This is a genomic window from Pseudomonas helmanticensis (genome assembly GCF_900182985.1).
Taxonomy (GTDB): Bacteria; Pseudomonadota; Gammaproteobacteria; order Pseudomonadales; family Pseudomonadaceae; genus Aquipseudomonas; species Aquipseudomonas helmanticensis.
On the sequence record NZ_FXUY01000001.1, the window covers coordinates 2,004,323 to 2,019,624 of the forward strand.

General features: G+C 57.8%; 11 protein-coding genes and 4 tRNA genes. 3 read left to right on the forward strand and 12 right to left on the reverse strand.

All coding sequences use genetic code 11. The features are described from left to right. Nucleotides 1–2 precede the first annotated feature (2 nt). Nucleotides 3–1,043 (forward strand): AraC family transcriptional regulator, encoded by a 1,041-nt coding sequence (locus QOL84_RS08985; protein ID WP_283436978.1) that lies wholly within the window; start codon nucleotides 3–5, stop codon nucleotides 1,041–1,043. 374 nt (nucleotides 1,044–1,417) lie between these two features. Here QOL84_RS08985 and QOL84_RS08990 read toward each other — a convergent pair whose 3' ends face one another. Further along, the gene (locus tag QOL84_RS08990; RefSeq protein WP_283436979.1) at nucleotides 1,418–2,266 is read right to left on the reverse strand and encodes a DUF2242 domain-containing protein; all 849 of its coding nucleotides are present in this window, start codon (nucleotides 2,264–2,266) and stop codon (nucleotides 1,418–1,420) included. A 92-nt stretch (nucleotides 2,267–2,358) separates the two neighbouring features. Next, complete coding sequence (locus tag QOL84_RS08995) at nucleotides 2,359–3,258, reverse strand: LysR family transcriptional regulator (protein WP_283438643.1); 900 nt, start codon at nucleotides 3,256–3,258, stop codon at nucleotides 2,359–2,361. Between the two features lie 121 nt (nucleotides 3,259–3,379). Between QOL84_RS08995 and QOL84_RS09000 the strand changes: the two genes are divergently transcribed. Next, entirely contained in the window at nucleotides 3,380–4,582 is a 1,203-nt protein-coding gene (locus QOL84_RS09000; RefSeq protein WP_283436980.1) for an MFS transporter, read from the forward strand. Nucleotides 4,583–4,635: 53 nt separating this feature from the next. On the opposite strand, the gene QOL84_RS09005 is transcribed toward QOL84_RS09000, so the two are convergent. From QOL84_RS09005 to QOL84_RS09050, 10 genes are all read right to left on the reverse strand, one after another. Continuing rightward, entirely contained in the window at nucleotides 4,636–6,507 is a 1,872-nt protein-coding gene (locus tag QOL84_RS09005) for a SurA N-terminal domain-containing protein (RefSeq protein WP_283436981.1), read from the reverse strand. Between the two features lie 231 nt (nucleotides 6,508–6,738). Further along, entirely contained in the window at nucleotides 6,739–7,011 is a 273-nt protein-coding gene (locus QOL84_RS09010) for an HU family DNA-binding protein (RefSeq protein ID WP_008077714.1), read from the reverse strand. 148 nt (nucleotides 7,012–7,159) lie between these two features. Beyond that, entirely contained in the window at nucleotides 7,160–9,556 is a 2,397-nt protein-coding gene (lon, locus tag QOL84_RS09015) for an endopeptidase La (protein ID WP_129391994.1), read from the reverse strand. A gap of 163 nt (nucleotides 9,557–9,719) precedes the next feature. Beyond that, a complete protein-coding gene (gene clpX / locus QOL84_RS09020) occupies nucleotides 9,720–11,003 on the reverse strand; it encodes an ATP-dependent Clp protease ATP-binding subunit ClpX (protein ID WP_007951558.1) in 1,284 nt (427 codons plus the stop codon). 113 nt (nucleotides 11,004–11,116) lie between these two features. Further along, nucleotides 11,117–11,752, reverse strand: a complete 636-nt coding sequence (clpP, locus tag QOL84_RS09025; protein ID WP_007951559.1) for an ATP-dependent Clp endopeptidase proteolytic subunit ClpP — start codon at nucleotides 11,750–11,752, stop codon at nucleotides 11,117–11,119. Nucleotides 11,753–11,844: 92 nt separating this feature from the next. Then, nucleotides 11,845–13,155 (reverse strand): trigger factor, encoded by a 1,311-nt coding sequence (gene tig, locus QOL84_RS09030; protein WP_129391991.1) that lies wholly within the window; start codon nucleotides 13,153–13,155, stop codon nucleotides 11,845–11,847. A gap of 402 nt (nucleotides 13,156–13,557) precedes the next feature. Continuing rightward, nucleotides 13,558–13,633: transfer RNA gene (locus QOL84_RS09035), tRNA-His, on the reverse strand. Between the two features lie 77 nt (nucleotides 13,634–13,710). After that, nucleotides 13,711–13,795, reverse strand: a tRNA-Leu gene (locus QOL84_RS09040). A 57-nt stretch (nucleotides 13,796–13,852) separates the two neighbouring features. Further along, nucleotides 13,853–13,928: transfer RNA gene (locus QOL84_RS09045), tRNA-His, on the reverse strand. 32 nt (nucleotides 13,929–13,960) lie between these two features. Then, a tRNA-Arg gene (locus QOL84_RS09050) sits at nucleotides 13,961–14,037 on the reverse strand. Nucleotides 14,038–14,313: 276 nt separating this feature from the next. On the opposite strand from QOL84_RS09050, the gene folD reads away from it, so the two are divergent. Next, nucleotides 14,314–15,168, forward strand: a complete 855-nt coding sequence (folD, locus tag QOL84_RS09055; protein WP_053121798.1) for a bifunctional methylenetetrahydrofolate dehydrogenase/methenyltetrahydrofolate cyclohydrolase FolD — start codon at nucleotides 14,314–14,316, stop codon at nucleotides 15,166–15,168. Nucleotides 15,169–15,302: the final 134 nt, after the last annotated feature.

Consider the following 15,302-nt stretch of genomic DNA (forward strand, 5'->3'; position numbering starts at 1 on the left):
TCATGAAACCGCTGCCGATGCGCCTTGGCGATTTGTCGGTGGGTTTCGTTCACAGCCTCGCCGACGCGGTGCGCAGCCATGCTGCCGATCCGCAGCCGCTGCTTGAGCAATACGGCCTCGATGCCGCCCGTCTGGCCGAGGCCGGGGCACGATTGTCGATTCCGCGTTACATGCGCCTGGGGCACGCGGCGATCCAGCTGACCGAAGACCCGGCGTTGGGCCTGCGAATGGGCCAACTGAGTCGCCTCAGCCAGGCCGGACTGGCCGGGGTCACCGCCGCGCAAGCGCCGACCGTGCGCGAAGCCGCCCGTTGCCTGATCCGTTTCGAACCACTGTACGGCTCCAACTATCGCGGGCAGTCGAGCTTTCACGAAGATGCCAACGGCGCATGGCTGCGTTTCTATTCGATCAGCCCGTACAACGCCTACAACCGCTTTGTGGTGGATTCGATCATTGCCGGCTGGTTGCAGCAGCTGTCCAGCGTCAGTCGCGAAACGCTGCGCGCTGAACGCATCGAAATCGAATTCGCCGAGCCGGATTACCGCGAAGCGTACGCGGTGCTGGGGGATTGCCCGATCCTGTTCGGCGCCGAACGTAATCAACTACGCCTGAGCCTGAACAGCCTCGCGCAACGCAACCCCGAACACTGCCCAAGCACCTGGCGGCATCTGCTGCAATTGTGTGAGCGCGAACTGGAACAGCTGACGCGCACCCGCAGCCTGCGCGAACGCATCACGCAATTGCTCGGGCCGTTGCTCAATGGTGGTCGCGAACCGGATCTGGAGGAAGTGGCGGCACGCCTGAAGCTGCCAACCTGGACACTGCGGCGCAAACTGGCCGAGGAAGGCACGCAGTTTCGCGCGATCCTCAACGACACTCGCCGTGATCTGGCGATGACCTACATTCGCGACACCGAACTGGCATTCGGTGAGATCGCTTATCTGCTCGGCTTTGCTTCAGCCGAAGCTTTCCAGCGAGCGTTCAAGCGCTGGACGGGACAGACACCCGGCGAATTTCGTCGCAGCCATCGCCAGACGGCATAGGGCTACAAGCTAAAGCTCACAGCTCGGTGGCGTCTTCCGCAGGTTCCGGTTGATCCAGTTCAAAGGCCTGGAATTCGAGCAGCTCTTCTTGATAGTCATCCATTGCGTAATCCCCCTGCTGCTCTCTTGAATGGGCCTGAGCAAATGCCCAGTGCCTCGAGCATAAACTGCCCGTATGAAGGAAAAGTGAAACCCGGCCTTCATCAATAAAACGTAGCAGGTGGTCAGGAATTTATCGCGGGATTTTTGTCAGGGGAATGTAAAGAAATTTTCCCAGGTAGGAGCTGCCGCAGGCTGCGATCTTTTGATCCTGGTTTTTAAATCAAGATCAACAGATCGCAGCCTGCGGCAGCTCCTACAGGGATCAGGCGGGATTACTGGCCTGAGGATGGCATCGCCGGAATCGGCTCGGAGGGCGGCGGGATGTCCGGATTGACCGGTGGTGTGATGGTTTCCGTGGCCGGTGCAGGCTCGGCACTCGGCGCGGGAGTGATCGGCGCCGACTCCGCTGGCGGTACAACCGGCTCGGAAATCACGGGGGCCACTTCAGCAGGTGCCGGCGCCGGTTCTGCAGCAGGTGCAGGCGCGGGAGTCGCGGCCGGCTCGGCGGCGGGTGTCGGCGTCAGTGGCGCAGGCTTCGGTTCCGGCATCCCCAAATCGGCCTTGGGTTTCTCTTCGATGTGCGCAGCCTTCTTCGCATCAGCCGGCAGGAACTGCTCGACCAAGGTGAAAAAGCGCTCGTAGAACTTCTGCGAAATCACCGTTTCACTGGCAACCTTGACCATCGAATCGTCCGACGAGCCGATCGGCATCGACACCGAACCCAATACGCCGACACCCAGGCTGGCCGAGTTATTGGTCTTCTTCAGCGCGTAGCGATCCTGCAGGGCGTTGGCGAACATCGTCGCGTGATGCTTGCCGCTGCTGTCTTCGGCGCAGACCACGTTGAAGCTGATCTCAAGGTGCGTATCGCCGGTCTGCTGGAAGCTCTTGTGGCCACTGACCAGTTTCGGGTCACTGCTGGTGATGATGTAACCCTGACTGAGCAATGCGCGCCGGGCAGCTTCGCAACTGGCAGTATCGGCCACCGGGTAATTGCGCGAAAACATACCGGAGTCGTCGAAATTCTCATGCTCATACATCGGCTTGTCTTTCGAACAGCCGGCGACAGCAGCCACCAACAACGCCAACCCGACAACACGCAAGGGAGTGGAAATCAACATTAAACATCCTGAGGGAAAACAGTCCGGGGCGTATTGTGCAACAGATCGCGGCCCTGCGGAGTACGGATTAGTGTCTTAAAACGCTTACAACTCTATCGACCATCCTTTGCGGGAAAAAGTCGCTGCGAAATATGATCGATGAACACCCGCAGTTTGGCCGCGGCATGGCGACTTGATGGCCACAATACCCAAAACTGCCCGTCATGCTCCACATATGCATCGAGCACCCGCCGCAATCGACCTTGGCGGACCGCCTCGGCGACCATGAAATCCGGCAGACAGGCAATCCCCATCCCGGCCAACGCCGCGTGGCTCACCGCCTCGATCGACGTGCTGACCAGCCGCGTCGGCAAAACCGGCTCTGCGCTCCCTTCCTCGCGCCGCAAGGGCCACGCTTCGAGTTTTCCGGTGGCGTGAAAGGTGTGGCGCAGGCAAGCGTGATCAGCCAGATCGGCCGGAATCTGCGGCGCGCCGTGCTGATCGAGATAAACGGCACTGGCCACCAGCACCAGATGAAACTCGCCCAACGGTCGCGCCATCAGTCGCGAATCTTTCGGCTTGCCCGTGCGAATCACCGCGTCGAAGCCCTCGTCGACGACATCGACCATGCGATCGGTGAGATCGAGGTCCAGCTCGATCTGCGGGTACAACGCCATGAACTCGATCAGGACCGGCATCACTAGGTCATGCACCTGCGGCAGGCTGATGCGCAATTTGCCGTGGGGCGCCGAGGCGGCGTTGCACAACTCGAACTCGGCGGCTTCGACCTCCGCCAGAATCTTCCGGCAGCGCTCCAGAAACAACGCCCCCTCTGCGGTGAGGGTGATGCTGCGGGTGCTGCGATGAAACAGCCGCACACCGAGCCGCGCCTCCAGACGCGCAATACTCTTGCCGATCGCCGACGACGAAACCCCTTGCAGGCGCCCGGCCTCGGTAAAACTCCGGGTTTCGGCGGCCTGTACGAACACTGAAATACTGCCGAGGCTGTCCATTTTCACTCCGGGATTGGCGACATCAATGTCCGATATGTTCGGAACCATAACCGGTTTTTCCTGAATGCGCAGCGCCCTACCCTATGGCCTTCGTCTCTCCCTTCGAAATGGACGCTGGATCATGAACGATGCGCAACTCACCTCCCCACCCCTGATACAAGCCGCCGCCAACCGCGAACACCTGCCGCTGGGTGCGCTGTTGGCGCTGGCCACCGCCGGGTTCATCACGGTGCTCACCGAGGCCATGCCCGCCGGACTATTGCCCCAAATGAGCGCCGGCCTGAACGTCTCGCAGGCGCTGATCGGCCAACTGGTCACGCTCTATGCCGTCGGTTCGCTGCTCGCGGCGATTCCCCTGACCATCGCCACACGCGGCTGGCGACGACGGCCGCTGCTGTTGTCGGCCATTGGCGGATTCGCGCTGGCGAACAGTATTACCGCGCTGTCAGACCTGTACTGGCTGACGCTGATCGCGCGGTTGATTGCCGGCGTGTTTGCAGGCCTGCTCTGGGCGCTGCTGGCCGGTTACGCCAGCCGCATGGTCGCGCCCCATCTGCAAGGTCGCGCCATCACCGTCGCCATGCTCGGCGCACCGCTGGCGCTGTCGCTCGGCATACCGGCAGGCACGCTGTTAGGCACCATGGTCGGCTGGCGCCTGAGCTTTGCGATCATGACCGGGCTGACCCTGTTGCTAGTGATCTGGGTGCGCTGGCAAGTGCCGGACTTTGCCGGCGAACGTGCAGGAAAACGCCTGCCCTTGCGTCAGGTGTTCACCCTTCCCGGGGTGCGACCGGTGTTGTTCGTGACGTTGACCTACGTGGTGGCCCACAACCTTCTTTACACCTACATCGCGCCGTTTCTGCAGCCCTCGGGATTGGCAGACGACATCGACCGCGTGCTGCTGGCGTTCGGTCTCGCCTCGGTACTGAGCCTGTGGATCGTCGGTAGCCTGATTGATCGCTGGCTGCGCGAACTGGTGTTGATCAGCACAGCCCTGTTCATGCTCTCGGCGCTGACCCTGGCCGTGTGGCGCGATTCAGCCGGCGTGGTCTATGTCGCCGTGGTTGTCTGGGGGCTGGCGTTCGGGGCTATGCCGTCGCTGTTGCAGACCGCTTCGGCGAAAGCGGCGGGAGCTGCTGCCGATACGGCGCAATCAATGCTGGTGACCCTGTGGAATGTCGGGATTGCCGGCGGCGGGCTGGCGGGTGGTCTATTGCTGGATAACCCTGGCGTTGGGGCGTTTCCGTGGATTGTCGCAGCGCTACTGGTGCTGACCCTGCTTGCAAGCCTTGCTCCTACAAGGACCGTGGTGGGAACGGAATAAAAAAAACCCCGGCGTTGCGGCCGGGGCTTTTGGTCTTGCTGCTCAGTCAGGCATCAGTAACGCTTGATTTCGGCCTGAGCTTCCAACTGCTTGCGGTACGCCGCGAAGTCTTGCTGACCCTCACGGGACGCGAGGAAGCGACGGTATTGAGCCTTCTCTTCATCGGTCGGTGCCGCTGCTTCGTTGACGCCGTTCAGGCGCACAATCATCAGACTGCCGTCCGGCAGCGTCACGTTGCTGAACGTCGGCTTGTCTTTGGCCGCCGGCTTCGGCATGCGGAACAATGCCTGCAACACGGCCGGATCAACACCGTCCTGCGCACGGGTGGCCGCTGCGGTGGCTTTCCAGTTCTGACCGTCAACCGCCTTGTCCAGCGGCGCCTTGCCATCGCGCAGATCAGCGATCAGCTTCTCGGCCTTGGTCTTGGCAGCAGCGCTGGCGTGCTCTTTGGTCAGCTGAGTGCGGATGGCCGCGTTCACGCTTTCCAGAGGCAGTTGCGCAGGCTTCAGGTGTTCCTTGGAGCGCAGCACGATCACGGTTTCCGGATCCAGCTCGATGGCGGTGCTGTTGGCGCCTTCATCAATCACTTCGGTGCTGAATGCTGCAGTGACCACGGCACGGTTGGCCGCAACGCCTTCACCACCTTCACGGCCGAATGGCTTGGAGGTGTGCACGGTCAGCTTCAGATCTGCCGCTGGCTGGGCCAGGTCAGACGCTTCGAACGCAGAGTCTTCCAATTGCTTGGTCGCCTCGACGAAACGCTGCTCGACCTGCGCGGCTTTCAGCTCGCGGGTCAGCTTGTCTTTCAGGCTGGCCAGTGTCGGCACTTCCGGCGCTTCGACACCCAGCAGCTTGATCAGGTGGAAACCGAAGTCGGTGCGAACCGGCGCGGAAACCTGATCTTTATTCAGCGAGTACAAGGCTTTTTCGAAAGCTGGATCGTAAACGCCAGGACCTGCATAACCGAGGTCACCGCCATTGTTGGCCGAGCCCGGGTCCTGCGAGAACTCTTTGGCCAGCGCTTCGAATTTCTCGCCCTTGGCCAGACGCGCCTCGACTTCTTCGATTTTCGCCTTGGCCTGAGCTTCGGTGGTCTTGTCGTTCACTTCGATCAGGATGTGCGCGGCACGACGCTGTTCCGACAGGTTGGCGATCTCTTTCTGATACGCCGCCTGCAGGTCTTCGTCCTTGACCGCAACCTGGTCGAAGAACGACGACTTCTTCAGCTCGAGGTAATCGATGACCACTTGATCAGGGGTCATGAATTCCTTGGCGTGTTCGTCGTAGTAAGCCTTGACCTCATCGTCGGTCAGCTTCACCGCAGCCGGATCGGCCTTGATGTTCAGGGTGGCGAAATCGCGGGTCTGTTTTTCCAGACGGGCGAAAGCCAGCACTTCGGCGTCAGTGACGAAACCGCTGCCCGCTACACCGGCACGCAGTTGGCCGATCAGCATTTCCTGAGCCAGCATCTGGCGGAATTGCATGCGGCTGTAACCCAGTTGACGGATTACCTGATCGAAACGCTCGGAGCTGAACTTGCCGTCAACCTGGAATTCAGGCGTCAGCAGGATCACTTGGTCCAACGCGCCTTCGGAGAAAGCGAACTTCGATTGTTCAGCGCCTTGCAACAGCAGCTTGCGATCAATCAGACCTTTGAGGGCAGATTCGCGGAGCATTTTTTCGTCGAGCAAGGAAGCATCGAAGTCCTTGCCCAGCTGTTGCATCAGCTGACGGCGTTGCATGTCAACGGCCTGGCTCAGCTCGTTCTGGCTGATTTCTTCACCATTGACCTTGGCCGCTTCGTTCGTGTGCGTCGTGGCCTTGAAAATGGCGTCGAAACCGGTCAGGGCCATCAGTGCAACGATGACCCCAATAATGGTCTTGGCAATCCAGCCTTGTGAATTGTCCCTGATATTCTGCAGCATGCGTCCCCCAGAAACGGTTGAACTTCAAAAATTAGGCAACCGTGGAGCGTGGGTAGAATCCGGATAGAAGAAAGGCGCATCCGAGGATGCGCCTTCTCGTAACTGGCGGAGCGGACAGGGCTCGAACCCTCGATCCCGGCGTTACAGGCAGCTGTTTCAGCGACCTGCTCTACCGCTCCGCTGCCAAGTCAGGGATGACCCCGACCCGGATGGGTAAAAACTTGTAACGACTTAGTTGACCGCTTCTTTCAGTGCTTTACCGGCTTTGAAACCTGGTTTTTTAGCAGCAGCGATCTGCAGCGTCTTGCCGGTCTGTGGGTTACGACCAACGCGAGCTGGACGATCAGTCACGGAGAAAGTACCGAAACCAACCAGAACAACGGAGTCGCCAGCCTTGAGAGCGCCAGTGACGGATTCGATTACAGCGTCCAGCGCACGGCCAGCAGCAGCTTTCGGGATATCAGCGGATGCAGCGATAGCATCAATCAGTTCCGACTTGTTCACTCTAAGTCCCCTTATATCTATTTTGAGATGATTCTAAGTTTTTTGGTGAAAGCAAAAACGAGTGCTGAATGGCCTACAGACACTTAAGAGCCGCTTTATAACAAGGGCTCTAAAAAGCTGTCAAGGAAGCCCCCCAGGCAAAAACGTATTAATGCGTGCTAATTCTTTCCTTAGAGTCAGACTCACGTTTTTCGTCCTTGGCAACTATCTCCGGAGCCACATCCGGCAAGGGCTCCGGCGCGTATTGCAGCGCAATTTGCAGGACCTCGTCAATCCATTTAACCGGTTTAATCTGCAGATCCTGCTTGATATTGTCAGGAATCTCCTTGAGATCGCGCACGTTCTCTTCCGGAATAATCACAATCTTGATTCCGCCGCGATGCGCCGCCAGCAGTTTTTCCTTCAGGCCGCCAATCGCCAGCACCTGACCACGCAGGGTGATTTCACCGGTCATGGCGACATCGGCGCGCACCGGAATCCCGGTCAGGGCCGACACCAGGGCCGTGCACATGCCGACACCGGCGCTAGGACCGTCCTTCGGCGTGGCACCTTCCGGCATGTGAATGTGCGTGTCGCGCTTCTCGTGGAAGTCCACGGGAATGCCCAGACTCTTGGCACGGCTGCGGACAACAGTCAGCGCTGCGGTGATCGATTCGACCATCACATCGCCCAGCGAACCGGTCTTGATCAGTTGGCCTTTGCCCGGTACCACAGCGGCTTCGATGGTCAGCAATTCGCCGCCAACCTGAGTCCAGGCAAGGCCGGTGACTTGACCGATCTGATCCTGTTGCTCGGCCAGACCGTAGCGGAATTTACGCACACCGAGGAAGTGCTCCAGCAAGTCAGCTGTCACTTTTACCGAGAAGCGTTTTTCCAGCGCGTGCTCTTTAACAGCCTTGCGGCAGACCTTGGCGATCTGACGTTCGAGGCCACGCACACCGGCTTCGCGGGTGTAGTAACGAATGATGTCGCGGATCGCTTCTTCATCAAATTCAATCTCGCCCTTCTTCAGACCGTTAGCGGTGATCTGTTTTGGCGAAAGGTATTTGACGGCGATATTGATCTTTTCGTCTTCGGTGTAGCCCGGCAGACGGATGACTTCCATGCGGTCGAGCAGTGCTGGCGGGATGTTCATCGAGTTCGAGGTGCACAGGAACATCACATCCGACAGGTCGTAATCGACTTCCAGATAGTGGTCGTTGAAGTTGTGGTTTTGCTCAGGATCGAGCACTTCCAGCAACGCCGACGCCGGATCGCCACGCATGTCGCTGCCCATCTTGTCGATTTCATCGAGCAGGAACAGCGGATTGCGAACGCCGACCTTTGTCATCTTTTGAATCAATCTTCCCGGCATCGAACCAATGTAAGTCCGGCGATGACCGCGAATTTCCGCTTCATCACGCACGCCACCGAGGGCCATACGTACGAATTTGCGGTTGGTGGCGTGCGCAATCGACTCTGCCAGCGAGGTTTTACCCACGCCAGGAGGCCCCACCAGGCACAACACCGGGCCACGGATTTTCTTCACGCGCTTTTGCACGGCGAGGTATTCAAGGATGCGCTCCTTGACCTCTTCGAGACCGTAGTGATCGGCATCGAGAATGTCTTCTGCACGCGCCAGGTCAAGGCGCACTTTGCTCTGTGCCTTCCACGGCACTTGCACCAGCCAGTCGATGTAGGAGCGCACCACGGTGGCTTCGGCGGACATCGGCGACATTTGCTTGAGCTTGTTCAGCTCGGCGTTCGCCTTGGTCAGCGCGTCTTTCGGCAGGCCGGCAGCATCGATGCGCTTTTTCAGCTCTTCGATTTCGTTGTGACCTTCGTCACCGTCGCCCAGCTCTTTCTGAATGGCCTTCATCTGCTCATTCAGGTAGTACTCGCGCTGGCTGCGCTCCATTTGCTTTTTGACGCGGCCGCGAATGCGTTTTTCGACTTGCAGCAGGTCGATCTCGGCATCCAGCAACGCCAGAACGTGCTCGACCCGAGCCGACAAATCGATGATTTCGAGGATTTCCTGCTTCTGCTCGATTTTCAGCGCCATGTGCGCAGCCATGGTGTCGACCAGACGACCCGGCTCATCGATGCTGTTGAGCGACGACAGGACTTCAGCCGGGACTTTCTTGCCCAGCTGCACATATTGTTCGAACTGCGACAGCAGCGTACGTACGAAGACTTCGGACTCGCGCTCGGCGGCGTCGACTTCTTCAATCAACGAAACTTCTGCACGGCAGTGGCCATCGACTTCGCTGAAGCGTTCGACGGTGCCGCGCTGCTCACCCTCGACCAGAACCTTAACGGTGCCATCAGGCAGCTTCAGCAGCTGCAGGACAGTGGCAATGGTACCTACGCGATAGAGAGCGTCTTCACCGGGATCATCGTCAGCCGGGTTTCTCTGGGCCAGCAGCAGTATCTGCTTGTCGCCCGTCATCGCTGCCTCGAGGGCTTCGATGGATTTCTCGCGCCCCACGAACAGCGGGATAACCATGTGCGGATAAACCACGACATCACGCAATGGCAGGAGAGGCAATTCGATGGTTGTCTTCATGATTTCGCCTCTACGGCGGCCATATGGCCGTAATCAGATGGAATTGAGCTTGAAACCAAGATGGGGGCTGCCTTGAAAAAAAACAAGCGCAAAGCGGATGTAAAAAACGACATAAAAAAAAAGAGGCCCGAAGGCCCCTTCTTTGTTGCGGCGCGGTGGACGCTTACGCGTCCGGCGCTGCCTTGGCAGCCGGCTCACTGTTTTCGTAGATATACAGTGGCTTGGACTTGCCTTCGATCACGCTTTCATCGATCACGACTTTGCTCACCTCGGACTGCGAGGGGATTTCATACATCGTGTCGAGCAATACACCTTCGAGAATCGAGCGCAGGCCACGAGCACCGGTTTTACGTTCCAGGGCACGCTTGGCGACCGATTTCAGTGCGTCGGAACGGAATTCCAGATCGACGCCTTCCATCTCGAACAGCTTGGCATACTGTTTGGTCAGAGCATTTTTCGGCTCGGTGAGAATCTGCATCAATGCAGCTTCATCGAGCTCGTCCAGCGTCGCGAGGACCGGCAGACGACCGACGAATTCCGGGATCAGACCGAACTTGACCAGATCGTCAGGCTCGACTTCACGCAGGGATTCACCGACTTTCTTGCCTTCTTCCTTGCTGCGCACTTCTGCGTTGAAACCGATGCCGCCTTTGGTGGAACGGTTTTGAATAACCTTTTCCAGACCAGAGAACGCACCACCGCAGATGAACAGGATGTTACGGGTGTCGACCTGCAGGAATTCCTGCTGCGGATGCTTGCGGCCACCTTGCGGTGGAACGGAAGCGACCGTGCCTTCGATCAACTTCAGCAAGGCCTGCTGCACGCCTTCACCGGAAACATCGCGGGTGATCGACGGGTTGTCGGACTTGCGGGAAATCTTGTCGATTTCGTCGATGTAGACAATGCCCATCTGGGCTTTTTCTACGTCGTAATCGCACTTCTGCAACAGCTTCTGAATGATGTTCTCGACATCTTCACCCACGTAACCCGCCTCGGTGAGGGTGGTTGCGTCGGCAATGGTGAACGGAACGTTCAGCAAGCGGGCCAGCGTTTCGGCCAGCAGGGTTTTACCCGAGCCGGTCGGGCCGATCAGCAGGATGTTGCTCTTGCCGAGTTCGACGTCGTCAGCCTTTTTGTCACGCTGGTTCAGGCGCTTGTAGTGGTTGTACACCGCTACGGCCAGAACCTTCTTTGCACGCTCCTGACCAATGACGTATTGATCAAGGATGCCGCTGATTTCTTTGGGCGAAGGCAATTTATGCGCGCTGCTTTCAGCCTGGGCTTCCTGCACCTCCTCACGGATGATGTCATTGCACAGGTCGACGCACTCGTCGCAGATAAAGACCGAGGGGCCGGCAATCAATTTGCGCACTTCATGCTGGCTTTTGCCACAGAAGGAGCAATAGAGCAGCTTGCCGTTGTCCTCGCCGTTGCGGGTGTCAGTCATTCGTTCGATCCAAATCCGATAGGCTTGCAACACAAGATGAAGGCTATTGCGGGCTTTTTCAAGCCCGCCGCTGATCAGACCAGCCGACCAAGCCTATTTTGAGCTGCTTATTTTTAAGCTGGACGCTGGTTGATCACTTCATCGATCAAGCCATATTCCTTCGCAGCTTCTGCACTCATGAAGTTGTCGCGGTTGGTATCGCGCTCGATTTCTTCCAGAGTGCGACCGCTGTGCTTGGCCATCAGCGTGTTCAGGCGCTCACGAATGAAGAGGATTTCCTTGGCATGGATTTCGATATCCGATGCCTGGCCCTGGAAACCGCCCAGTGGCTGGTGAATCATCACTCGCGAGTTCGGCAGGCAGAAACGCTTGCCAGGAGCGCCTGCGGTCAGCAGGAACGCGCCCATGCTGCACGCCTGACCGATACAGGTGGTCGACACGTTGGGTTTGATGAACTGCATGGTGTCGTAGATCGACATGCCCGCTGTCACCGAACCGCCCGGGGAGTTGATATAGAGATGGATGTCCTTGTCCGGGTTTTCCGCTTCAAGGAACAGCAGTTGCGCACAGATCAGGTTGGCCATGTAGTCCTCTACCGGACCAACCAGAAAGATCACTCGCTCCTTGAGAAGGCGCGAATAGATGTCGTAGGCGCGTTCGCCACGAGCGGACTGCTCGACAACCATCGGGACCAGGCCGCCTGCGGCCTGGATATCTGAGTTCTGCTGAATATACGAATTACGGAACATGCTCTGCAGTCACTCCCAAATAGTTATGTCTTGAATACGCATAAGCCAGCTCGAAGGCTGGCTTATGTGTGTGCTTCTTAACGCAAAATCAATCAGTCGGCTTTTGGAGCTTCTACCGGCTTGACCGCTTCTTCGTAAGAGACCGATTTGTCGGTCACGCTAGCTTTCTGCAGAACAGTATCCACAACTTGTTCTTCCAGCACAACCGAACGGACTTCGTTCAGTTGCTGGTCGTTCTTGTAGTACCAGGACACAACCTGCTCAGGCTCTTGGTAAGCCGAAGCCATTTCCTGAATCATTTCGCGAACGCGAGCTTCGTCAGGCTTGAGGTCGAACTGCTTGACCACTTCAGCCACGATCAGACCCAGCACTACACGGCGCTTGGCTTGCTCTTCGAACAGCTCGGCCGGCAGTTGATCAGGCTTGATGTTGCCACCGAACTGCTGAACTGCCTGCACGCGCAGACGGTCAACTTCGTTGGACAGCAGGGCTTTTGGCACTTCGATCGGGTTGGTGGCCAGCAGACCGTCCATTACCTGATTCTTGACCTTGGACTTGATCGCCTGACGCAGTTCACGCTCCATGTTCTTGCGAACTTCGGTGCGGAAGCCGTCGATGCCGCTTTCCTTGATGCCGAATTGCGCGAAGAACTCTTCGTTCAGCTCAGGCAGTTTTGGCTCGGATACGGTGTTGACGGTCACAGTGAACTCGGCGGTTTTGCCAGCCAGGTCCAGGTTCTGATAGTCCTCAGGGAAGGTCAGGTTCAGAACACGCTCTTCGCCGGCTTTAGCGCCAACCAGGCCTTCTTCGAAACCCGGGATCATGCGGCCGGAACCCAGTACCAGCTGAGTACCCTTGGCGGAACCGCCAGCGAACACTTCGCCGTCAACCTTGCCAACGAAATCGATGTTCAGCTGGTCTTCGTTCTGGGCAGCACGGTCGGCCACTTCAAAACGGGTGTTCTGCTTGCGCAGGATGTCGAGCATTTTGTCCAGGTCAGCGTCAGCCACGTCAGCGCTCAGACGCTCAACGGTGATGCCGTCGAAACCGGCAACGGTGAACTCAGGGAACACTTCGAACACCGCAACGTATTCCAGATCCTTGCCAGCTTCGAGCGACTTGGGCTCGATCGAAGGCGAACCGGCCGGGTTCAGCTTCTGCTCAACCACAGCTTCGTAGAAGGAGGACTGGATCACGTCGCCTACAGCTTCCTGACGAGCGTCGGCACCGAAACGGCGCTTGATTTCGCTCATTGGCACTTTGCCTGGACGGAAGCCAGCAATCTTGGCCTTTTGGGCAGTCTGCTGCAGACGCTTGTTGACCTGAGTCTCGATGCGCTCAGCCGGCACGGTGACGCTCATGCGGCGCTCAAGAGCAGTAGTATTTTCAACAGAAACTTGCATGGATATTCCTCGTTGCACAGACGTTAGCCGGCCGTTTCCGACCCCAGAATCAAGGGCATGCATTCTAGTGGGTCAAACTCAAGAAGTCACCCTACTGAAAACGGGTAAAAAAGCAGCAGGCAATTTAACGGGACCGATGCACGAATGCAGCGCATCCCACAGGCGAATACAACCAATCACGCCAGGGCTCTGCGCCAACCGCTTCTATATATAGAAGCGACTGCCAATCACTCCCTGACGGCCGTTCTTGCAAGCAAGTCCGGCAAGCAGCGCGGCATCATCGAGCAACATAAATACGACGAAGCGCCCTGCTCCTGCGTCCCGAAACCGACAATGGCCGGTTTTCAAAACCGCTAAAACAAAAAAGGCGCCAGACTGTTAAATCTGGCGCCTTTCGAAATATGGGGTGGACGATGGGGATCGAACCCACGACAACGGGAGTCACAATCCCGTGCTCTACCAACTGAGCTACGCCCACCATATTGCGTAACAAAAAAGCCAATTAACTTCTTTGTTGAAACCTCACCAGCCCGAAGACCCGAATGAAGCTTTAATTGGTGCGGATGAAGAGACTCGAACTCTTACGCCTCGCGGCGCTGGAACCTAAATCCAGTGTGTCTACCAATTCCACCACATCCGCGGATGAAGCTTTTAAAGCAAAGGCGCCAGACTGTTACATCTGGCGCCTTTCGAAATATGGGGTGGACGATGGGGATCGAACCCACGACAACGGGAGTCACAATCCCGTGCTCTACCAACTGAGCTACGCCCACCATATCGCGTTACTTGTGCCAAAGCTGCCTAATGGCGCACCCGGCAGGACTCGAACCTGCGACCATCCGCTTAGAAGGCGGATGCTCTATCCAGCTGAGCTACGGGCGCCTTATTAATCTGTACTCTTAAAGGACTACAAACTAAGTGCTTTCCAGCCTTCGCGAAATCGTAATCCCGCTCGACCTTCTTAACCAGTGCTAGGCTGTGCCCGACAAGTGCGACGAATAGTATAGAGCGCTCCCAAGGTCGTCAAATCTTTTTTGAAAAAAATTCATTTAATTAAAGGAGTTAGGGGAATTTGCTGACCAAGCGCCTTTGCCCTCACCGCCCGACATGCGAGAATGCGTTCTCTTTTTTTCCCCTCTCGATGGTTAATCACGCGCAATGACTGCACAACTAATCGACGGCAAATCGATCGCCGCCAGCCTGCGCCAGCAGATCGCCAAACGAGTTGCCGAGCGTCGCCAGCAAGGCCTGCGCACTCCCGGCCTCGCGGTGATCCTGGTCGGCAGCGATCCTGCCTCTCAGGTTTATGTCTCGCACAAGCGTAAAGACTGTGAAGAGGTCGGCTTCCTCTCTCAAGCGTACGACCTGCCCTCTGAAACCACGCAACAAGCGCTGACCGATCTGATCGACCGTCTCAACGACGACCCTGCGATCGACGGCATCCTGCTGCAACTGCCGCTGCCCGAGCACCTGGACGCCTCGAAACTGCTCGAACGCATCCGCCCGGACAAGGACGTCGACGGTTTCCATCCTTATAACGTCGGCCGCCTGGCCCAGCGCATTCCACTGCTGCGCCCGTGCACGCCCAAAGGGATCATGACGCTGCTGGAAAGCACTGGCGTTGACCTTTATGGACTGGACGCCGTGGTTGTCGGTGCGTCCAACATCGTCGGTCGCCCGATGGCCATGGAACTGCTGCTGGCCGGTTGCACCGTGACCGTGACTCACCGCTTCACCAAGGATCTCGCCGGTCACGTCGGCCGTGCCGATCTGGTAGTAGTGGCCGCCGGCAAGCCAGGCCTGGTCAAAGGCGAGTGGATCAAGGAAGGCGCGATCGTGGTCGACGTCGGCATCAACCGTCAGGACGACGGCAAGCTGGTTGGTGACGTTGTCTACGAAACCGCCCTGCCCCGCGCCGGCTGGATCACTCCAGTACCGGGCGGCGTTGGTCCGATGACCCGTGCCTGCCTCCTGGAGAACACCCTCTACGCCGCAGAAACCCTGCACGCCTGAGGCGGTTTTTCCGCTGCGCTAGAACCCCGCCTCGTGCGGGGTTTTTCATGCCTGAGAAAAAACTGTAACCGTTCGCCGGAAACCCCTCTTTTTACAGGCCTTTTCACGAGATTTTCAGGCTCTTCAAACAACCA

Coding starts and splice junctions, on each gene's coding strand:
- QOL84_RS08985 (WP_283436978.1), top strand. CDS start 3: ATGAAACCGCTGCCGATGCGCCTTGGCGATTTGTCGGTGGGTTTCGTT.
- QOL84_RS08990 (WP_283436979.1), bottom strand. CDS start 2,266: ATGTTGATTTCCACTCCCTTGCGTGTTGTCGGGTTGGCGTTGTTGGTG.
- QOL84_RS08995 (WP_283438643.1), bottom strand. CDS start 3,258: ATGGACAGCCTCGGCAGTATTTCAGTGTTCGTACAGGCCGCCGAAACC.
- QOL84_RS09000 (WP_283436980.1), top strand. CDS start 3,380: ATGAACGATGCGCAACTCACCTCCCCACCCCTGATACAAGCCGCCGCC.
- QOL84_RS09005 (WP_283436981.1), bottom strand. CDS start 6,507: ATGCTGCAGAATATCAGGGACAATTCACAAGGCTGGATTGCCAAGACC.
- lon (WP_129391994.1), bottom strand. CDS start 9,556: ATGAAGACAACCATCGAATTGCCTCTCCTGCCATTGCGTGATGTCGTG.
- clpX (WP_007951558.1), bottom strand. CDS start 11,003: ATGACTGACACCCGCAACGGCGAGGACAACGGCAAGCTGCTCTATTGC.
- clpP (WP_007951559.1), bottom strand. CDS start 11,752: ATGTTCCGTAATTCGTATATTCAGCAGAACTCAGATATCCAGGCCGCA.
- tig (WP_129391991.1), bottom strand. CDS start 13,155: ATGCAAGTTTCTGTTGAAAATACTACTGCTCTTGAGCGCCGCATGAGC.
- folD (WP_053121798.1), top strand. CDS start 14,314: ATGACTGCACAACTAATCGACGGCAAATCGATCGCCGCCAGCCTGCGC.